The organism is Paenibacillus prosopidis, assembly GCF_003337375.1.
GTDB classification, from domain to species: domain Bacteria; phylum Bacillota; class Bacilli; order Paenibacillales; family Paenibacillaceae; genus Pristimantibacillus; species Pristimantibacillus prosopidis.
The window spans coordinates 85130-101362 of record NZ_QPJD01000009.1 but is presented as its reverse complement, the minus strand read 5'-3'; the positions used below and the strand labels follow the sequence as shown (position 1 = coordinate 101362).

Genomic DNA, 16233 nt, shown 5'->3' with positions numbered 1-16233 from the left:
CCGCTTACATTTATTGCCTTGATTATAATTGGTATGCATTTGATATGTCAATATGTATTTAACGAAATATATATGTTAAATGGTATACTAATCGGAGTTGGTTTAGAACACTAATTTGTAAGCAATGATTGAGAGTACGTATTACGTGAAACGTGCGCATAAACATCAAATGCAGCCTCTCTAAACGAGGGCTGCATTTGATTAATCGAGGTGTGCGAAATCGCATTTCTTGCTTAGCGAACTTCTCTGGCGGGTCCCGTCGAGTCTCCGAGCACCATAGAAGCTTCCAGTTTCATTTTATTCGGCACCGATTGCCCTTCCCTAAGCTTCAGCACATTTTCGAAGGCGATCCGCCCCATCTCCGATTGGTTCTGCCGCATATGGGTGAGGGGGTACCGGCCGCCCGTCTCCGGACAGTCGAAACAGATGATGGAAATGTCGCCCGGCACCGACAAGCCGATTGTTCTCGCGGCTTCCAGCGCCAGTTGTCCAATATTGTACTCGGTGGCGAACATGGCCGTAATCTGAGGATTTTTTTGCAGATGGCGAATGATTTTCTGAATATCTTTTTTCCGGTTTTCTTCCGTATGCGCATTCGGCAGCGTAGAAGTAATATCCTCCAGCCAGATGTCCTTGTCGACCATGATGCCCTTCTCCGCATGAGCCTGAATAAAACCTTCGATACGGTCTTCAATAGCTGTCGTATCCACGGGCGGCGGCGTCAAAAAGGCGATGGACTTATGGCCAAGCTCGAACAAGTAGTTCGTCGCTACTTTGGCTGCTCCCAAGTTGTCCGTACTGATCGAGCTTGCCGAAATCCCTTTTAAATACCGGTCGACGAGTACGAGCGGAAACTGGCTTATCACCAGCTTCAATATTTCCGCATTGAAGAATTCTCCCTGAGCCGGGAAAATGATCAGACCGTCAACCCCCAGCTCCAGCAATCCTTTAATCGATTCTTCTTCATAAGAAGGGATGCCGAAGGAACGACGCAATACCAGATAGGATTCGTTTTGCCGAGAGGCCTCCTCCATGCCGTATATCAATTCCGTACCATAGCTGTCACCGAAATCCGTAATGACCAGCCCGATTAACAGCTTGCCGTTCGCTGATCGGTTCTTATGGCCCGCTGAACCGCCGTAAGACGATTTCGTCCCGTGGTTCTTGAAATCGGCCACGAAAGAGCCCCGTCCGGGCTGGCGGATAATATAACCCTCGCCGGCAAGCAGCTCCAGCGCTTTCTTGCTTGTTATACGGCTGACGTTATATTCTTCGCCGAGTTCCTTTTCGGATGGAACCCTGTCCCCTACGGCGTATTTCCGCTCCAAGATCCGATCGCGAAGAGCATCGAATATTTGCTCGTACATGGCTTTCGATGAAGATTCGTTTGTCATGAAATGACCTCCCATGTTTGCGTCATGCATTCTAGTAACAACCCCGATAAGCTACTCAATTAAGAATTAATATATCATGATATATTATTATTGCCAAGTAAAATGATATAGAGTACCAAATCAAAAAAAGTAGGATTCATGCAGTAAGCTCGGTGTGCCGATGAAGGCTGCCAAGCTTGTTTCTTTTCTTTATGAATCGTCCAGCTGCATGTTACAAAAAATAAATAACTATATAAGATGGCAAAATGATGATATATACGTATTAAAAAACGGGACTGCGTTGCGCGCAGTCCCGCTTAGTTATTAGCAAGTGTATATACGTATTTAATCTCATCCCGATGAGAATATTCCTGAGAACTCGGTGTCTCCAAGATGATCGGTAGATCCCTTATTACAGAAGTGTTCAAAAATTCCTTCATATTATTTTCGCCGATATATCCCATTCCTACATTGGCATGCCGATCCCTGAAGGAGCTGCTTGGAAATGCTGAATCATTAAGATGAATAGCTTTAAGGTTGGTGAAGTACCCGAGCTTAATCCCCTTCTCCATGACTGTAGTCCAATTATGCCCTGACCATAACCCGCTTGCGAATGCATGGCACGTATCAAAGCAATATCCTATTTTTTCGGGATAATTCGTCAGTTTACGGATTTGGACAAGCTCCTCTAACATGATCCCCATTTTCACCCCTTGTCCAGCATTATTCTCAATAAGTAGAAGGGATTTCCCCTTCCAATTCATAAGAACTTTATTAAGCATATCGATCATTAATTTATATCCTTGTAGAGGTTCAGGACCCTTATATTTCCCGAAATGTACGACAAGACCGATGGATCCACACGCTTCAGTAATATCCAAATCGTTTAAAATGGAACGAATCATCACTTGCTGCATCTCTGGATCTTCGATCGATAAATTAGTCATATAAGGGGTATGGGCTATGGAAACAAGTCCATTCTCTTGGCAAAAACGAGCACAGTTATCTGTATCACTAAGGTTATAAGACTTCACAGACAGGCTGCGCGGGTTTTTAGGAAAATACTGAAAAGCCTTTCCCCCCAGCTTTACTGCCTCCTGGGCCGCGGCTAGATACCCGTTTCTAATAGTCACATGGCTTCCAAGCTTCATTCTTTTTCCCCTCCCATCCAAAACCAGCTCATACTCTCAACAAATACCCATCCTATATACTTCCTATACTGAAAATCAAATATACTGAAGGAGAATGTACCACTAATTACTGTCCAGATAAAGTATTTCCTGGGAAGGCCTCATTTTTAGATACGTGAATCCGTTCACTCGGGAAAAATTTTTTGAAATACTTCTCAACTCTTACATGGATGTCTTTCCGGTACCATTCCGATAGCCCATGTGCTTCAAACAATTGAGGCATTCCTAGCCGTTCTGAACGTTTACCCATTGTACCATCCCCTATGTTTAGCGTATCAATCCAAATTCGATCCGCAATACCTTCCAAAACAGTAGGAAAATCTGGGGTGAACGGTAATACAGGAGAAATCGATGCCTGAGTAAATAGTCCGGCATCATGCACGTCTCTTAACGCTTTTACACGCAATTTGATCCCCGGCGCATACGGCGAAAAAATTTGTTTGATATCCTCTCGATCTGTTTCAATCGTCATGGATACAAGGATTTCGCATTTCTCCTTTAGTTTCAGTAATATATCAAGATCTCTTGTTATGAGCGGGCTTCGAGTCTGGATTTGAAGCAAATCCGGCGGGCTTTCAATCATTTCTTCCAATAAACGCCGAGTAAGTTCAGCCTTGCGTTCGATAGGTTGGTAAGGATCTGTTGCCGAAGACATAAAAATATTGACCGGTCCGTTTTTTCTACGCAGTTTGATTATTTCATTCCGGTAATTTTCAGCGGCATTTGTTTTGATTTCTATCCATCCCCCCCACGGTATCTCTTTAAACTTTTGAATCGGCATTTCTCTGACATAGCAGTATCCGCAAGCGAATGCACAACCACTATACGGGTTTAAGGAATGCGTAAATCCTATATCTAAGTAGCCCTTGGCTTCGCTAAGAATTTTCTTGGAAAGTATATCCTTGATTTCAATTGCCATCTGAATCCCCCTCTCTTTAAGCTAAGGATAGAAAAACATCGAGGTATTCATTATAATCCTCGTCACAGAACATATTAAAGATTATCTTATCAAAATGATGGAAATATCATTTGATCGTCAGCGGTACTAACGGTCCCGATATTCCTGAGGCGTGCAGCGCTCGTTCTTCTTGAATTGATAGGTGAAGTAAGCCGGAGTCTGCAAGCCGACTCGCTCCGCTACCTAATAAATCTTGATTGCGCGAAATTCATGTAGATTCACTTCGCCCGCAGGTCTTCCCAGATAAGGACGACATCTTTCTTTCCACAACCACTAGAGTTTACAGGGAGAGACTTTGGCGACTTAGGATTTCGGCATGTGTTGGTGACTTATCCGAATAACTGTGCCTCGAATCCAGTTCGTGTGTAACGGTAGGTGTTCTCGGTGACGCCCAGCTGGACGTACAACAAAGAGCACCCCTCAACTTATAAAGTGAGGGTTGCATAAGGTTTTAATTCAAATGCGTATTGTCTTCGATCCCTTCGGGGAAATTCGGATGTTCGCCCGGGCGCAGCCAGGTCAGCCATTCTCTCGATTTGGCGTCTCCCAATTCCTTGAATGCGACGGCACTTCGGCCGCATAAATCGATGAAAGGAACTTTTTCCTGAACCGCTAGCGCTTCCATCGATCGAGGAAAATCGCCGTGTGTGTTGATCAAAAGACCGTCATGGTAATTTCCGCAGGCGCCATACTTTGTTCGTGAAATCCCTACGGGTTAATTGGACCGGTACACGTAATCCAACCGACATTAACTCGTCTCCGCCAAATACTTGGCCGCTTTCCAGCAGTTCATAGTCCGCATTCGCTTCGAGTCCCTGCAATCGGACCGAACGGAAGCCGCAGTTAGGCTGAGCCAGCACATGGAAATAAGATACAATCGCTTCCGAACGGTCTTCCGATACGATCATCCATGCAGCTTCGTTGCCCTCGAATGGGCTCAGCAAGCGATAGAAGTCGCCGAACTGAATCAATCTGCGATTTTCCTTATAAAATGTGACTTGTTCTTTGGCTATCTCCTTTTCTTCTTCAGTGATTATGGTCAAGTCCAGTTCATATCCGAAAGTACCGCAGTAAGCTACATTTCCCCGCGTCTCAAGCGATGCTGACCGGTTTAACATATGACTGGGCGATTCCGTAACGTGAGCTCCTATCGTGTTGATCGGATAGACGATACTCGTTCCGTATTGAATTTTCAGGCTGCTTATGGCATCGGTGTTATCGCTGGCCCATGTTTGAGGCATTTAGTACAACACGCTGGGATCGAATCGCCCTCCGCTGGAGCAGCTCTCGAATAGGACATGAGGAAATGCCGAGGTCAAGCGCTCCAGCACGTTGTAAAAGCCAAGGATATACCGGTGCGAAGTCTCGCGTTGGCGTTCAGGCGGAAGCGCTGCCGAACCGATCTAGGTCATATGCCGGTTTATATCCCATTTCACGTAAACAATCGGTGTACTTCCCAGAATGTCCGAAAGCTGTTCAACAATGGCGTCGCATACTTCCTTACGGGAGAAATCCAACACAAGCTGGCTGCGGCTTGTCGTACGGCGGCGGTCTTTCACATGAATGCACCAATCAGGATGGTCCCGGTACAGTTCACTGTCTTCGGATACCATTTCCGGCTCGAACCACAATCCGAACTGCAAACCAAGCTGATTGATCCGCCCGGCCAAATCATCTAGTCCGTCCGGAAGCTTCTCCCGATTGACGAACCAGTCGCCTTGCGAGCTTTTGTCATCATTCCGTTTGCCGAACCATCCATCATCCAAAACAAGCAGCTCGACACCAATCTCGCTCTCTTTGGCGGCAATCTGTTCGATTTTATCCGCGGTGAAATCAAAATACGTCCCTTCCCAGTTATTGACCAGCACAGGACGCTCCATATCGCGGTGTACCCCTCTGCACAAGCGGGTACGATAAAGTTTGTGATAGATTCTGGACATGCCGCCCAATCCCTCACCGGAGTAGACCATTACCGCTTCCGGCGTTTGAAAAGCTTCGCCCGGCTCCAGCAGCCAGGAAAAGTCAAACGGGTTAATCCCCATCGTGACGCGAGCCGTATCGTATTGATCGACTTCCACGTTGGCAAAGAAGTTTCCGCTATAAACGAGATTGATTCCGTATACTTCCCCGTACTGTTCACCGACATCCTTCCGCAAGAGCGCAAGAAACGGGTTATGCTGCGGGCTGCTTGCTCCCCGTTTGCTTTCGATCGACTGGTTCCCTTTGAACAGCGTCTGCGGTATATATTCCGCTCGTTCGCCCACGCTCCGGAGAGATGGAGCATTTCGTAATCCGCGTCGTCGAAGTCCAAGCTCATGCTCGCCGCCTGAAGCAGCTTCACCTTTTGTCGGTCCAAGTTCACGAATTTGACGGAGCGCGTAATCGCACTCCACTGATCGAATACAGAATACGATAGAATCACTCTTCGATCCATTAGGGTGTCCTTCAGCTCGATCTCCAGCGTCTCCGCTTCATCATCGCTTTCCGTATAGATTGCCGACAACCCTTCCAGCTTCGGCTTCCCTTGTATAATGGCCTTCCAATCACTCTTCAATCATACGGTACCGAAATCGCGAAAATTCAGCCTCTCCGTTACCTGCCGCATAAATGCCTAGGCGAAGGCCAATAAATTCGCCAAACGTATTATGGTTATAACCTGACACTTCTATTGTTGAAGGAAACCGATTCCACCCAATACCATCGGTACTATAAAACATCGTCACCGTATGGTGGTCGTTCCTAAGCTTCAAATGAAGTCGGCAGCCCAGGCCTTTTATAGAAAAGCCTTTGATACCTCGCCGCAGTCGATGAATATTATGCTCCGTAAAGCTGATCCCCGCATAACAGCGGTCGTTATAAAAGAGCACAAGTCCTGCTTCAGCTTCAGGCCCGACCTTAATCTCAACTTCAGCTTCATAGGCCCGGTCGGGTGGAATGACGACGAGCGGTCCTGAATCCGCCGGTGAATTCCCTTTGGCCTTTAGCTTCAAGACGCCCCCGCCTACTTCATAACGTTCAGGATCCAGTTCCTTGTAAAATCGCCACTGCCAACCGAGTGAATCACCTTGGAAATCGTCAGAAAGCTCCAGAGAATTTCCTTGCTCCGGCTTCAACTCTCCGTCCGGAACCTGCGATACGATCGGCCAGTCGTCTTCTGTCCACTCGATAAGGTCCAGCAAGGTTTGCCTTCCAAGCGTGTAATAATCCTTTTCATAGGCATGATAGACGAAATACCATTTTCCATCAGGTGTATCGACTAACGTACCATGCCCCTTTGACCACCAGCGTTCTTCCTTCGACCAAGTATGCACAAGAGGATTATTGGGAGAGTTCTCCCAAGGCCCTAAAGGATTTTTGCTCCTGGCTGCAACCGCCATATGGCTCGTCGCAGGACCAGCCGTTCCGCCTTGTGCGCAAATCAAATAATAATAATCTCCTCGGACCAGTAGTTTTGGGGATTCGAGAGCCATCCCGTCCACAACCCATTCCTCAGGGATTGGCCACCCTTCATAAACCGTTTGTAAATCGCCGGTAGCGGAAAGGCCATCCGGGGCTAAGGAAACAGCCCTTCCGTAGTTGATATACAGGTACCGCTGCCCATCCGGGGCTAGCAAGTGCCCCGGGTCAATCCCGTCTACACTCAGATCAATGGGATCGGACCAAGGACCTTCCGCTTTCTCTGCATAGATAACATAATTCGTTCCGTTAGCGGGAAAGTAAATGTAAAAGAGTCCGTTCACATAGACCAGATCCGGTGCCCAAATATCTCCGACGTAAGTCTGGAGAGCATGGCAAAGGGGGACCCAATCGGTCAGATTGCGGGAATGCCATACGAGAAGCCCTGGAGCATACATGAAAGACGAGTGTGTCATGTAATAATCTTGACCTACCCGGACTATGGTAGGATCGGGATAATCGCCCCTTAGAATATCGATTGGATAGGTTGCGTTTATTTTCGAATTGGACATGGTCTTTTCACACCTCACAGATATTGGAAATAGAATGACATACCACTTGTTCACTAATAAAACCTCTGACCGTTATAGTCCCCGTCAAAAATGGAAGATAGACTGTAATCATTCTGTTTGGATAGAAAGATGGTTTATTCACATAACATTCCAAGTCATCTTACTAATCCGTCTCAAATACCTTTTGCACGAACCACCGGTCCAATTTAAAGATCCTTGGGCTAACAGGATTGGGCGCTGCTGTATGCATTGAAATTTCTTCATTTGTACTCCTAAGAATCATTAAAGCCGGTATTCCTCTCAGATAGGAGAATACCGGCTTTATAGCTTATCAACCGAAATTCAGGTTCAGTTTCAGAATGGCATCGGCTACCATTCTTGCGACAGCTTCTGCACCTTGTTCATTCAAATGCGTATTGTCTTCGATCCCTTCGGGGTAATTCGGATGTTCGTCCGGGCGCAGCCAGGTCAGCCATTCTCTCGATTTGGCGTCTCCCATTTCCTTGAATGCGACGGCACTTCGGCCGCACAAATCGATGAAATGGACTTTTTCCTGAACGGCCAGCGCTTCCATGGATCGGGGAAAATCGCCGTGTGTGTTGATCAAAAGACCATCAACGTCAAAATGTCTGCGGCAAAGAGGCGAGATGAGTACGGGATGAGCCCCCTTCACTCTCGCTCCGTCGATATATTGCCGTAAATACCGATGGTACGTGCTCCAAGGACTTGTATGTCTTTCGGCATCTTCCTTACTGTCGTTGTGACCAAATTGAATGAACAAGTAGTCGCCCGGCTTGATCATTTGTAAAATTTCTTCGAGCCTTCCTTCCTCGATAAAGCTCTTGGAGCTTCTCCCGCACACAGCCTTATTCACAATCCGAACGGAATCGGGAATAAATAAATGGAGCTTATTCCCCCAACCTTGCATGGGGTACGAATGAGGCTGATAATCCGCCATTGTCGAATCACCAGCCAAGTAAATCGTTTGTTTTTCCAATGGATCCACCACCGTTTATTAATAAAAGTATAAGTATGACTACATGCCACCCGATCACTCTTTGACCGCGGCGAATATCCAATAGACTTTGTTCCGAACGCATCAAGCCGGGACGCCGAACTTATCCACCAGCCTCTTGGCCAGCTCATCATCCGAAAGAGGATTGCGGTGAGTGTTCTCCAAATAAATATATTTTTCCGTTTCCGGCATCAGAAACTGCTTGTACCACGCAAAGAAATCGGGACTGTCGCCGTGCATGCGAAGCCAGCGGCGAAGCGTATCCATATTTTGCACCGTGCTCTCAATATTCGTCAGCCAGTCCGCCCGGAAGAAATGAGTCCACTTTCCATGCTCGGCTTCCTGCAGTGCGACCTGGCCCTTCCGATAATTCCACATTGCTTGCGAAGCATACACAAAAGCCAGCGGATAGTTTCCTTCACGGTAAGCTGAGTACGATTTCCCTAGCGCGTCGAAGCCTTCGCAACCGGATAGATGCAGCTCTACGTGCAGCAGCAAATGATCCTTCAGCCGAAGGCGGTCCGGTTCCGCCAGCTCCGGAAGCAGCCGTTCAATCCGCTCCTTCAGCTCGCGCCAGCCCGGAATGGCATCTGCGCACAATCGGCGAAAACATTCGACTTGCTCCGGAAAACCGACTTCCCCAGTCGTCCAATATAAGCCGGAATGAGGTTGATCTGATTTCCCCTGAAGCCAGTGTCCGACGATGATGCGTGCCGGATGATGATAGAACTCATCCCCCGCCCGATCGTCTTCCTTCGGACCATACGGGATCGTCCGCCGTGCATAGTCGCGAAACATCTCGGCGATTTCCGGAGAACCAGAGGAGAACATCCGGCGGACAAACGAACCAAGATGCTCTTCCGTATCCGCCTCCCCCCGCGTCCACAGCTCCCGTATCAAGTCCAGCGTATAGACGTGCGGCCGGATGTTGCCGCTATTGATGAGGACGTAATCCTTTGCGCCGACCCGAAACGCCTCCTCGATCTCTCCTTTGATCAACTCGACAGGAGCCGGGAACAAAGCTAAATGATTGGAGGCTTGAAGATCGTGAAACGTTACATGGTAATAGATGCCGTGCTTCCCTTTTTCATACGGCTCGGGCAAAGCCGGCACCCGCAGATTCAGGTTACCGTGGCGCCTTGACACCATCTTGCCGTATCCATTGTCCGCCCAAACCTTGATAACATCGTCCGGAACATTGACATGACCTGCTTTATATAATTCCGAGATCTCCCCATACAATGCCACGCAATACTGCGGATCGGCTACCTTGCTGTTAACCATATCGTATTGTTTGCGTATGACTCGGCTGATCATTTCTCCGCGCTTCTCGGGCGTGTCAAATGCGGGATCGTTTATCCAGAAAGGCTGGTCTCCTTGTCCGCGGAAGGATAGAACCCAAACAATGTTGCGGTCCTTCTGCTTCTCGATCGCTTCTTCCCACAATGCCTCGAACAGCTCCGGGTTCTCTTGATAGCTCGCTTTCTTTCCTTCATACGCTCTGAGAAACATTTCTGCGCCTAATGGCTCTGCATGGTGGTGAGTAATCCATAATCCCATCTCCGCAGCCACATCGGCATGCACACCATGCCTCGGCAGGTCGGTGCCGGGAATGACCATATTCCCTCCACAGCGCAGAAGCGCTTCAAAGACAGGCTGCCATACCTCCCGGGTCGGCGGGTACTCCTCCTTCCACCCGATCAGGCATACCTCGTCGTTGACGAACCAGCCGCGGAACCGGACGAACGGTTCCGGCGAATCGTAATCGCCCTCAGGAAGCTCGACGCTGATTCGCCGCTCGGGTGGAAGGTCCGCCCAGAACCAGAACGGATCGACGCCGAGGTGCTTTCCGCTGTATTCTAGCATACCGTAGACCAGACCAAGATCGTCGCCCGCAGCAATATGAAGCTCCGTTTTGCCGCCGTACTTGACGAAGCGGAAGCAAAACGCCTCAGGCCTGTCCGGGCACCGGTCTTCAGGCTCCGCATATCGGATGACCACGTCAGCCGGCTCATCCTCCGCCGAGATGAGCCTTGGAACAGCGCCAAGAACCTGTTCATGGTCCCGCTTTACCATTTCCCAAGCATGTCGGATAGGTGAAGCCGGATTCTTCGGAATGCGGTAAGTCGTATTGTGGTCAATGATAAGCGCCAATTTAAATTCCTCCCAAATGACACATACTAAAATGCAATGCACTAAGTCACATTGATAACTAGTCGAGCTGTATCCATTCCTTCTGAAAACGCGAAACATTCAACTCGCCCTTTTTTACCAGTAAGCCGAATCACCGTACTTACACATCCACGATACATATGCATCCCATTATTGTCGTATGGCTCACTTGATGAGAGATCTCCATTATCAACGGCAACGACTTCTGCCGGTCCAGTAACGCTGAAGACGACCTTTGCACTTTCGTGGAATACAGGGATTCCCTCCATGTCCTTTGCCCGAACGGTGAATAATTTTTCATAACCTTCATTTGCATCCAGATTGATTTCCTCATAATCAAAGTCAAGTCTGACCGCAGTTCCTGCTGTTTTTAACGTATATTGGCATACCTCTTTGCCGTTAATTATGCCCCTTACCGTTACTGTTCCCGGTTTATACGGCATATAGCCTGTGATCATTCGATTCGGATAGGAGCATGGTTTTTTGACATAAATCGGGTTATCGTTCAGCTCAATGGTTACTTCTTCACAATTCGTTGCGATCATATATGGAATGACCGCCTTGTTAAACTGGGGAAAGTTCCAATGACTTGCGTATCTTGGGGCACCCCAGTGATCCTTCATTCCCTCATCCTGCAATGAATTGTCCATTACTGCCATATATACCATCGGTTCCTCTGACCAATAGCTTTGATACAGATAAGACATCGGCTTGCGCTCATTATTTGTCCAGAACAATGAATTCGTCCGTCCTTTGGATGGATATCCCATCGATTCGCCCAAATAATCAATCCCCGTCCAAAGCATACCGCCGATGACATAATCATATTTTTCGACATCCATCCAAGGAACTTCCTCGCTGAAATTCTTCATCTGATCAGGATGTCCCTTAAAATATTGGAATGTTTCCGATCCTAGTATTAATTTATCCGGAATGGCCTTGTGGATGGCAGCATACCACGGTTCTTGGTAGTTGCAAGATATCACATCAACATGCTCTGCAATCCTCCGGACCCGCTCCACTCTTTCGTCTATATCATAAATTTCCATATCATCCACTTCATTTACGAACTTTTGAATATCAATCACTTTCGACATGTCCACTTTGCTCTCGTATTTAAAATGGGGGTTCATGGCATAGGTAACCGGTCTTGTATCATCCAATGTAACCAAATGTTCCTTTAGCATTTTGAGCAGCTTCAGCATCGATGCTTGCGCTTGATTTTCAACCTCGTTGCCCACACCCCACATGAATATACACGGATGGTTCCGGTCCCTCTTCACCATGCATTCCAGATCACGTTTCCATTCCGTCTCGAAATATCTCCTGTAGGCACCTCCTGTCCATTTGTCAAACGGTTCCTCATAGACAAGAAATCCTAATTCATCACATAGATCCAGGAATTCCGATGCAAAGATATGGTGTGACGGTCGAACGGCATTGCATCCAATTTCTTTAAACTTGATAAGCCGCTCTCTCCAAATTTCCGGCGGTACGGCAATTCCCAGACAGCCTGCGTCTTGGTGGATACACAGCCCCTTTACCTTTATCATTCTGCCGTTGATAAACATCCCTTTACCGGCAACCATCTTGATTTCTCTGACACCAATTTTCAATTCAACCGTGTCAACGATTTCATCCCCTTCATAAAGGGACAATTCCAATGGATATAAATGGGGCTGTTCAGGACTCCATAGCTTTACATTTGGTATTTCGATACAGATCATTCCGTCTTCAGATTCACCTGTATAACGCACATTTTCATCTGAAATACATGCTTTTACCAAAGAGGAGACTCCGGTCATTATGGTAATGACGCCCGTATCGCCCTGAATGGCGGTTTTCACTTGAATCTCTTCCGGATTGAAATGATTCTTATAACATTCAAGCAACTTGACGGTTCTGTATATCCCTGCCCCGGAATACCATCTGTCTGCGGGAAAAGAAGTGTTGTCTACCTTGACCAGGATCTGATTGTCCCCTTCATGAATGCAATCAGTAATTTCCAGGGTAAATCTTGAATACCCGTACTTTTGACCACCAACTTCTTGACCATTCACCCATACCGTACTGTTCTCATAAACGCCGTCAAATTGCAATTGGTAAACAGTATCCGCTTTGAGCTCTTCGAGTACAAGATTTCGTCTGTACCACCCGATTCCCCATCGGTCTCTAAATCCTTGATCTGTTCCCTGCTTCATGTCTCTATTGATTGGAGCATGAATGGCCCAATCGTGAGGAAGCTTAACGGGCTTGAAGTTTGGGTCTTCCGGCTTTTGTAATGTAAACTCCCAGCCATCCATCATCTTTGTCTCAACTCTGTACATGATATCCATCACAGCCTTTGCTGATTTTTTGCATTTTGACTCTGGTTCTACATCTTATATATTGACACAACCATTCAAGTGCAGACTTTAATACTTTCAAGTGTTACGAAGTAATCATCACTGCCGAATTGCTTGCCGTCTTTTTTAAACCAGACCCCATTTTCGCCCATTACTCCGACTTTCAGCGTATAGCTCCCATGTGAGAGTTTCGGGGAAACGTATTTCATACTGGAATCCGGTACCAAACTGTAAAAATCAATAATTGTGCGATGAATAAATTCGCCAGTGTCATCATAGATGGAAAACTCCGCATAGCCGCCATGACAATCACTTATCCCATAAACAATAATTTGTGATCCTTCAAAGGTATAATCTACTGAATCTCCCCGTTGGTTTGAGCGAAATGGCAAAGGTTTATCCATTCCTTCAAGAAAAACCTGGGAGATCGATTCACTCGCCCATACCGGCCAATATTCAAGAATGGAACATTTATCCTCTTTAACTACTGTGATGGGCAACCAAACCTGTGTGGCACTTGAAGCTTGACGAGGAAATGACCAACGATCCCCCATATAGAGCGGTACTGTTTTCCCATCTGCTTCTAATGAAAAGACAAAGAAACACTGAGAATTATAGGTTAAACTGCCTTTCGGACAAAATAATCCTTGTTCATTCCAAGGTCCATGTAAGTTGTTCGAAACGAAATAATAGTTGTCATTTCTTTCCCAACTCGTTTTATTGGAGAACATCATAAAATAGTTGTCCCCATGGTGGAACATTGCCGGTGATTCACCGCCAGGCGCAATATTTTCCGCAACCTTTTCCACTGCGGTCAGATTGTCATCGCTTAACCGATAAATGTCGCCCTCGTGAAGCAATAAATAAGCTGTTCCATTCTCGTCAACGAAGGTACCCATATCCCACATTCTAATGGGCTTCCCTTCGAAAAGCAGCGGTCCTTGAAACTCGAATGTACCGTCAATCGAATCGCAAGTTGCAAGACCTATGCACGGATCCGTGTATTTCAAATTATCCGTATGCATCAACATGACAAAGGTGCCGGTTTTATGATTCTTTAATACCTTTACCCGTTCTCCAATTCGATCAGGGCCAAGAAGCCCTTGTTCCTGCGGTGGCAATGCCAAGACTTCAAAATGCCAATCCGACAGGTTATAAGAGGAATAACACGAAAAACCCACGAACTTATTAACATCGTTCGTTTTGTATTCTCCAAAAAGATAGTATTTATTTCCTTCCTTTAACACACAAGCACCGTGTGCATTGACGGTCTCCCCATTCTGATCAAACCACGGTACCCCGTTGAAAAAATAAGCATTATTCATCATATTTTTATCCTCATCCCTTAAGCGATCCGATGAACATGCCTTTGTTGAAATATTTCTGCAGGAACGGATAAATGACCAGTAATGGCAATGCCGTAATCAGGATCGCCGCCATACGCGCGGCCGGGGTGTACGTAAATAGCGCCTCGGCGAGTTCACCGATTTTTTCGTCCTCAAGGATTAACATCTGTCTTAAAAATACCTGCAGCGGCCATTTCGAACCGTCGTTCAAATAGATCACGGCCGAAAAATAGGTATTCCAGTTTCCCACAATACCAAACAAGGTAAACGTGGCAATCACAGGCTTAGACAAAGGGAGGATGAGGGCTGCAAACAGTCTCCACTCCCCGCATCCGTCGATCCTTGCAGATTCCTTAAGTTCATAAGGAAGCGATGTGAAGAAGCCGCGTATGACGATTACGCTAAACGCACTTACGGCTCCCGGCAACCAAAGCGCCCAATACGTATCAACAAGATGAAGCCCGGATACGACCAGGTAAGTTGGGATGAGACCGCCGGAGAACAGCATCGTAAACAGAATCAAAAAATTAATCACCGATCGACCTTTGAGCCAGCGTTCCGACAATCCATATGCCATCAAAGAAGTCAACGTCATACTGATGATGGTTCCGAAGATGGTAATGACGACTGAGCTCTTGAACGCGCTGACGAAACTGGGGTTGTACAGCAAATATTGATAGGCTTCGAGCGTCCAGGAGCTTGGGATGAGGAAGAAGCCTCTGTAATAGTCCCCTTCCGGCGCGAACGAAGTTGACACGACATAGAACAATGGAAACAGGATCAACAGCGTGAAGACGATCAAGAAGGCGTATACTAAGACCGTAAACACCCGGTCGCCCTTCGACATAAGTTTCTCCATTAGTAGACTCCCTCCTCTCCGAGCCGTTTGGCGATCGTATTGGCTGCGACAATCATCACGAGTCCAACGACGGATTTAAACAATCCGACCGCGGTCGAGTAGCTGAAGTCACCCTGCACGAGACCTATGCGGTACACATACGTTTCGAATACGTCCGACACATGGAGGTTCAACGGATTTTGCAGTAGGAAAATATGCTCGAAGCCAACGTCGATAAAATTACCGAGCCGCAAAATAAACATAATCACAATGACTGTTTTCAACGACGGCAAAGTAATATGCCATATCTGACGCAGTCTGCTGGCGCCGTCCATTGTCGCGGCCTCATACAATGACGGATTGATTGAAGCAATCGCCGCCAGATAGATAATCGCGCCCCAACCGGCACCTTGCCATATATTATGGAATAACCAAATGAAGCGGAAACTCCCCGCATTTGAGAAAAAATTAATACTTTCAAACCCTAAAGCATTGAGGAGCACGTTCACTCCGCCATCCTGTGTACGGAGAAACAACATCGTGATCCCGACGACAACGACCCAGGATAAAAAATGCGGCGCATATAATATAGTTTGAATCGCGTTTTTAAAATGTTTTTTTCTCACTTCATTGAGAAATAGCGCGACCAGGATTGTAAAAGGGAATGCGATGAACGTATCCAGCAGGTTCAGGTACAATGTGTTTTTTAACAAAAGCAAAAAGTCGTTTTCCGAAAAGAGGCGGACGAAATTTTCGAGCCCGATCCACTCGCTCTTCCAGACGCCTCGGAACGGCGAATAGTTCTTAAATGCGATGAACACACCGAACATCGGCACGTATTTAAAAACGAGGAAAACCAACAACCCCGGGAAGATCATCAAATAAAACGGGAAAGCGCGCTTCAGGTAATCCTCTTTTTTTTTCGCTGAAGGTATCCTTTTGGATCCAACGGACTCCGCAAGTCTAGCGGATTGATTCATGATCTCCAAGCTCCCTTCTATTGTGTCGCAACATAAGCGCCAAGATTA

Annotated in this window: 11 protein-coding genes and 1 pseudogene; all 12 read right to left on the bottom strand. The window is 46.9% G+C overall.

Translation table 11 applies throughout. The features are described from left to right. Positions 1-233: 233 nt before the first annotated feature. Positions 234-1394 (bottom strand): GntR family transcriptional regulator, encoded by a 1161-nt coding sequence (locus DFP97_RS15385; RefSeq protein ID WP_114381080.1) that lies wholly within the window; start codon positions 1392-1394, stop codon positions 234-236. Between the two features lie 296 nt (positions 1395-1690). Further along, entirely contained in the window at positions 1691-2524 is an 834-nt protein-coding gene (locus DFP97_RS15380; RefSeq protein WP_114381079.1) for a deoxyribonuclease IV, read from the bottom strand. A 106-nt stretch (positions 2525-2630) separates the two neighbouring features. Then, a complete protein-coding gene (locus DFP97_RS15375) occupies positions 2631-3482 on the bottom strand; it encodes an SPL family radical SAM protein (RefSeq protein ID WP_114381078.1) in 852 nt (283 codons plus the stop codon). Positions 3483-3972: 490 nt separating this feature from the next. Then, the gene (locus DFP97_RS30765; RefSeq protein WP_181873540.1) at positions 3973-4146 is read right to left on the bottom strand and encodes an SGNH/GDSL hydrolase family protein; all 174 of its coding nucleotides are present in this window, start codon (positions 4144-4146) and stop codon (positions 3973-3975) included. A gap of 40 nt (positions 4147-4186) precedes the next feature. Continuing rightward, positions 4187-6054: pseudogene (locus DFP97_RS15370) on the bottom strand (alpha-galactosidase); the annotation flags it as partial. Positions 6055-6064: 10 nt separating this feature from the next. Beyond that, the gene (locus DFP97_RS15365) at positions 6065-7489 is read right to left on the bottom strand and encodes a family 43 glycosylhydrolase (protein WP_114381077.1); all 1425 of its coding nucleotides are present in this window, start codon (positions 7487-7489) and stop codon (positions 6065-6067) included. Positions 7490-7820: 331 nt separating this feature from the next. Beyond that, entirely contained in the window at positions 7821-8486 is a 666-nt protein-coding gene (locus DFP97_RS15360) for a rhamnogalacturonan acetylesterase (RefSeq protein ID WP_114381076.1), read from the bottom strand. A 102-nt stretch (positions 8487-8588) separates the two neighbouring features. Beyond that, entirely contained in the window at positions 8589-10658 is a 2070-nt protein-coding gene (locus DFP97_RS15355) for a glycosyl hydrolase 115 family protein (protein ID WP_245976283.1), read from the bottom strand. Positions 10659-10699: 41 nt separating this feature from the next. Continuing rightward, a complete protein-coding gene (locus tag DFP97_RS15350) occupies positions 10700-13003 on the bottom strand; it encodes a glycoside hydrolase family 2 TIM barrel-domain containing protein (protein WP_114381074.1) in 2304 nt (767 codons plus the stop codon). Positions 13004-13077: 74 nt separating this feature from the next. Next, positions 13078-14349: a family 43 glycosylhydrolase gene (locus DFP97_RS15345; protein ID WP_220271164.1), complete on the bottom strand. Its 1272-nt coding sequence runs from the start codon at positions 14347-14349 to the stop codon at positions 13078-13080. Positions 14350-14359: 10 nt separating this feature from the next. Then, positions 14360-15226, bottom strand: a complete 867-nt coding sequence (locus tag DFP97_RS15340; RefSeq protein WP_245976281.1) for a carbohydrate ABC transporter permease — start codon at positions 15224-15226, stop codon at positions 14360-14362. Then, entirely contained in the window at positions 15226-16185 is a 960-nt protein-coding gene (locus DFP97_RS15335; protein ID WP_114381073.1) for an ABC transporter permease, read from the bottom strand. Before DFP97_RS15335 ends, DFP97_RS15340 begins: the two co-directional genes overlap by 1 nt. Between the last annotated feature and the right edge of the window lie 48 nt (positions 16186-16233).

Bases quoted from the DNA above. Each gene is read 5' to 3' on its own strand.
- DFP97_RS15385 (WP_114381080.1), bottom strand. From the start codon at position 1,394: ATGACAAACGAATCTTCATCGAAAGCCATGTACGAGCAAATATTCGAT.
- DFP97_RS15380 (WP_114381079.1), bottom strand. From the start codon at position 2,524: ATGAAGCTTGGAAGCCATGTGACTATTAGAAACGGGTATCTAGCCGCG.
- DFP97_RS15375 (WP_114381078.1), bottom strand. From the start codon at position 3,482: ATGGCAATTGAAATCAAGGATATACTTTCCAAGAAAATTCTTAGCGAA.
- DFP97_RS30765 (WP_181873540.1), bottom strand. From the start codon at position 4,146: ATGGAAGCGCTAGCGGTTCAGGAAAAAGTTCCTTTCATCGATTTATGC.
- DFP97_RS15365 (WP_114381077.1), bottom strand. From the start codon at position 7,489: ATGTCCAATTCGAAAATAAACGCAACCTATCCAATCGATATTCTAAGG.
- DFP97_RS15350 (WP_114381074.1), bottom strand. From the start codon at position 13,003: ATGTACAGAGTTGAGACAAAGATGATGGATGGCTGGGAGTTTACATTA.
- DFP97_RS15345 (WP_220271164.1), bottom strand. From the start codon at position 14,349: ATGATGAATAATGCTTATTTTTTCAACGGGGTACCGTGGTTTGATCAG.
- DFP97_RS15340 (WP_245976281.1), bottom strand. From the start codon at position 15,226: ATGGAGAAACTTATGTCGAAGGGCGACCGGGTGTTTACGGTCTTAGTA.
- DFP97_RS15335 (WP_114381073.1), bottom strand. From the start codon at position 16,185: ATGAATCAATCCGCTAGACTTGCGGAGTCCGTTGGATCCAAAAGGATA.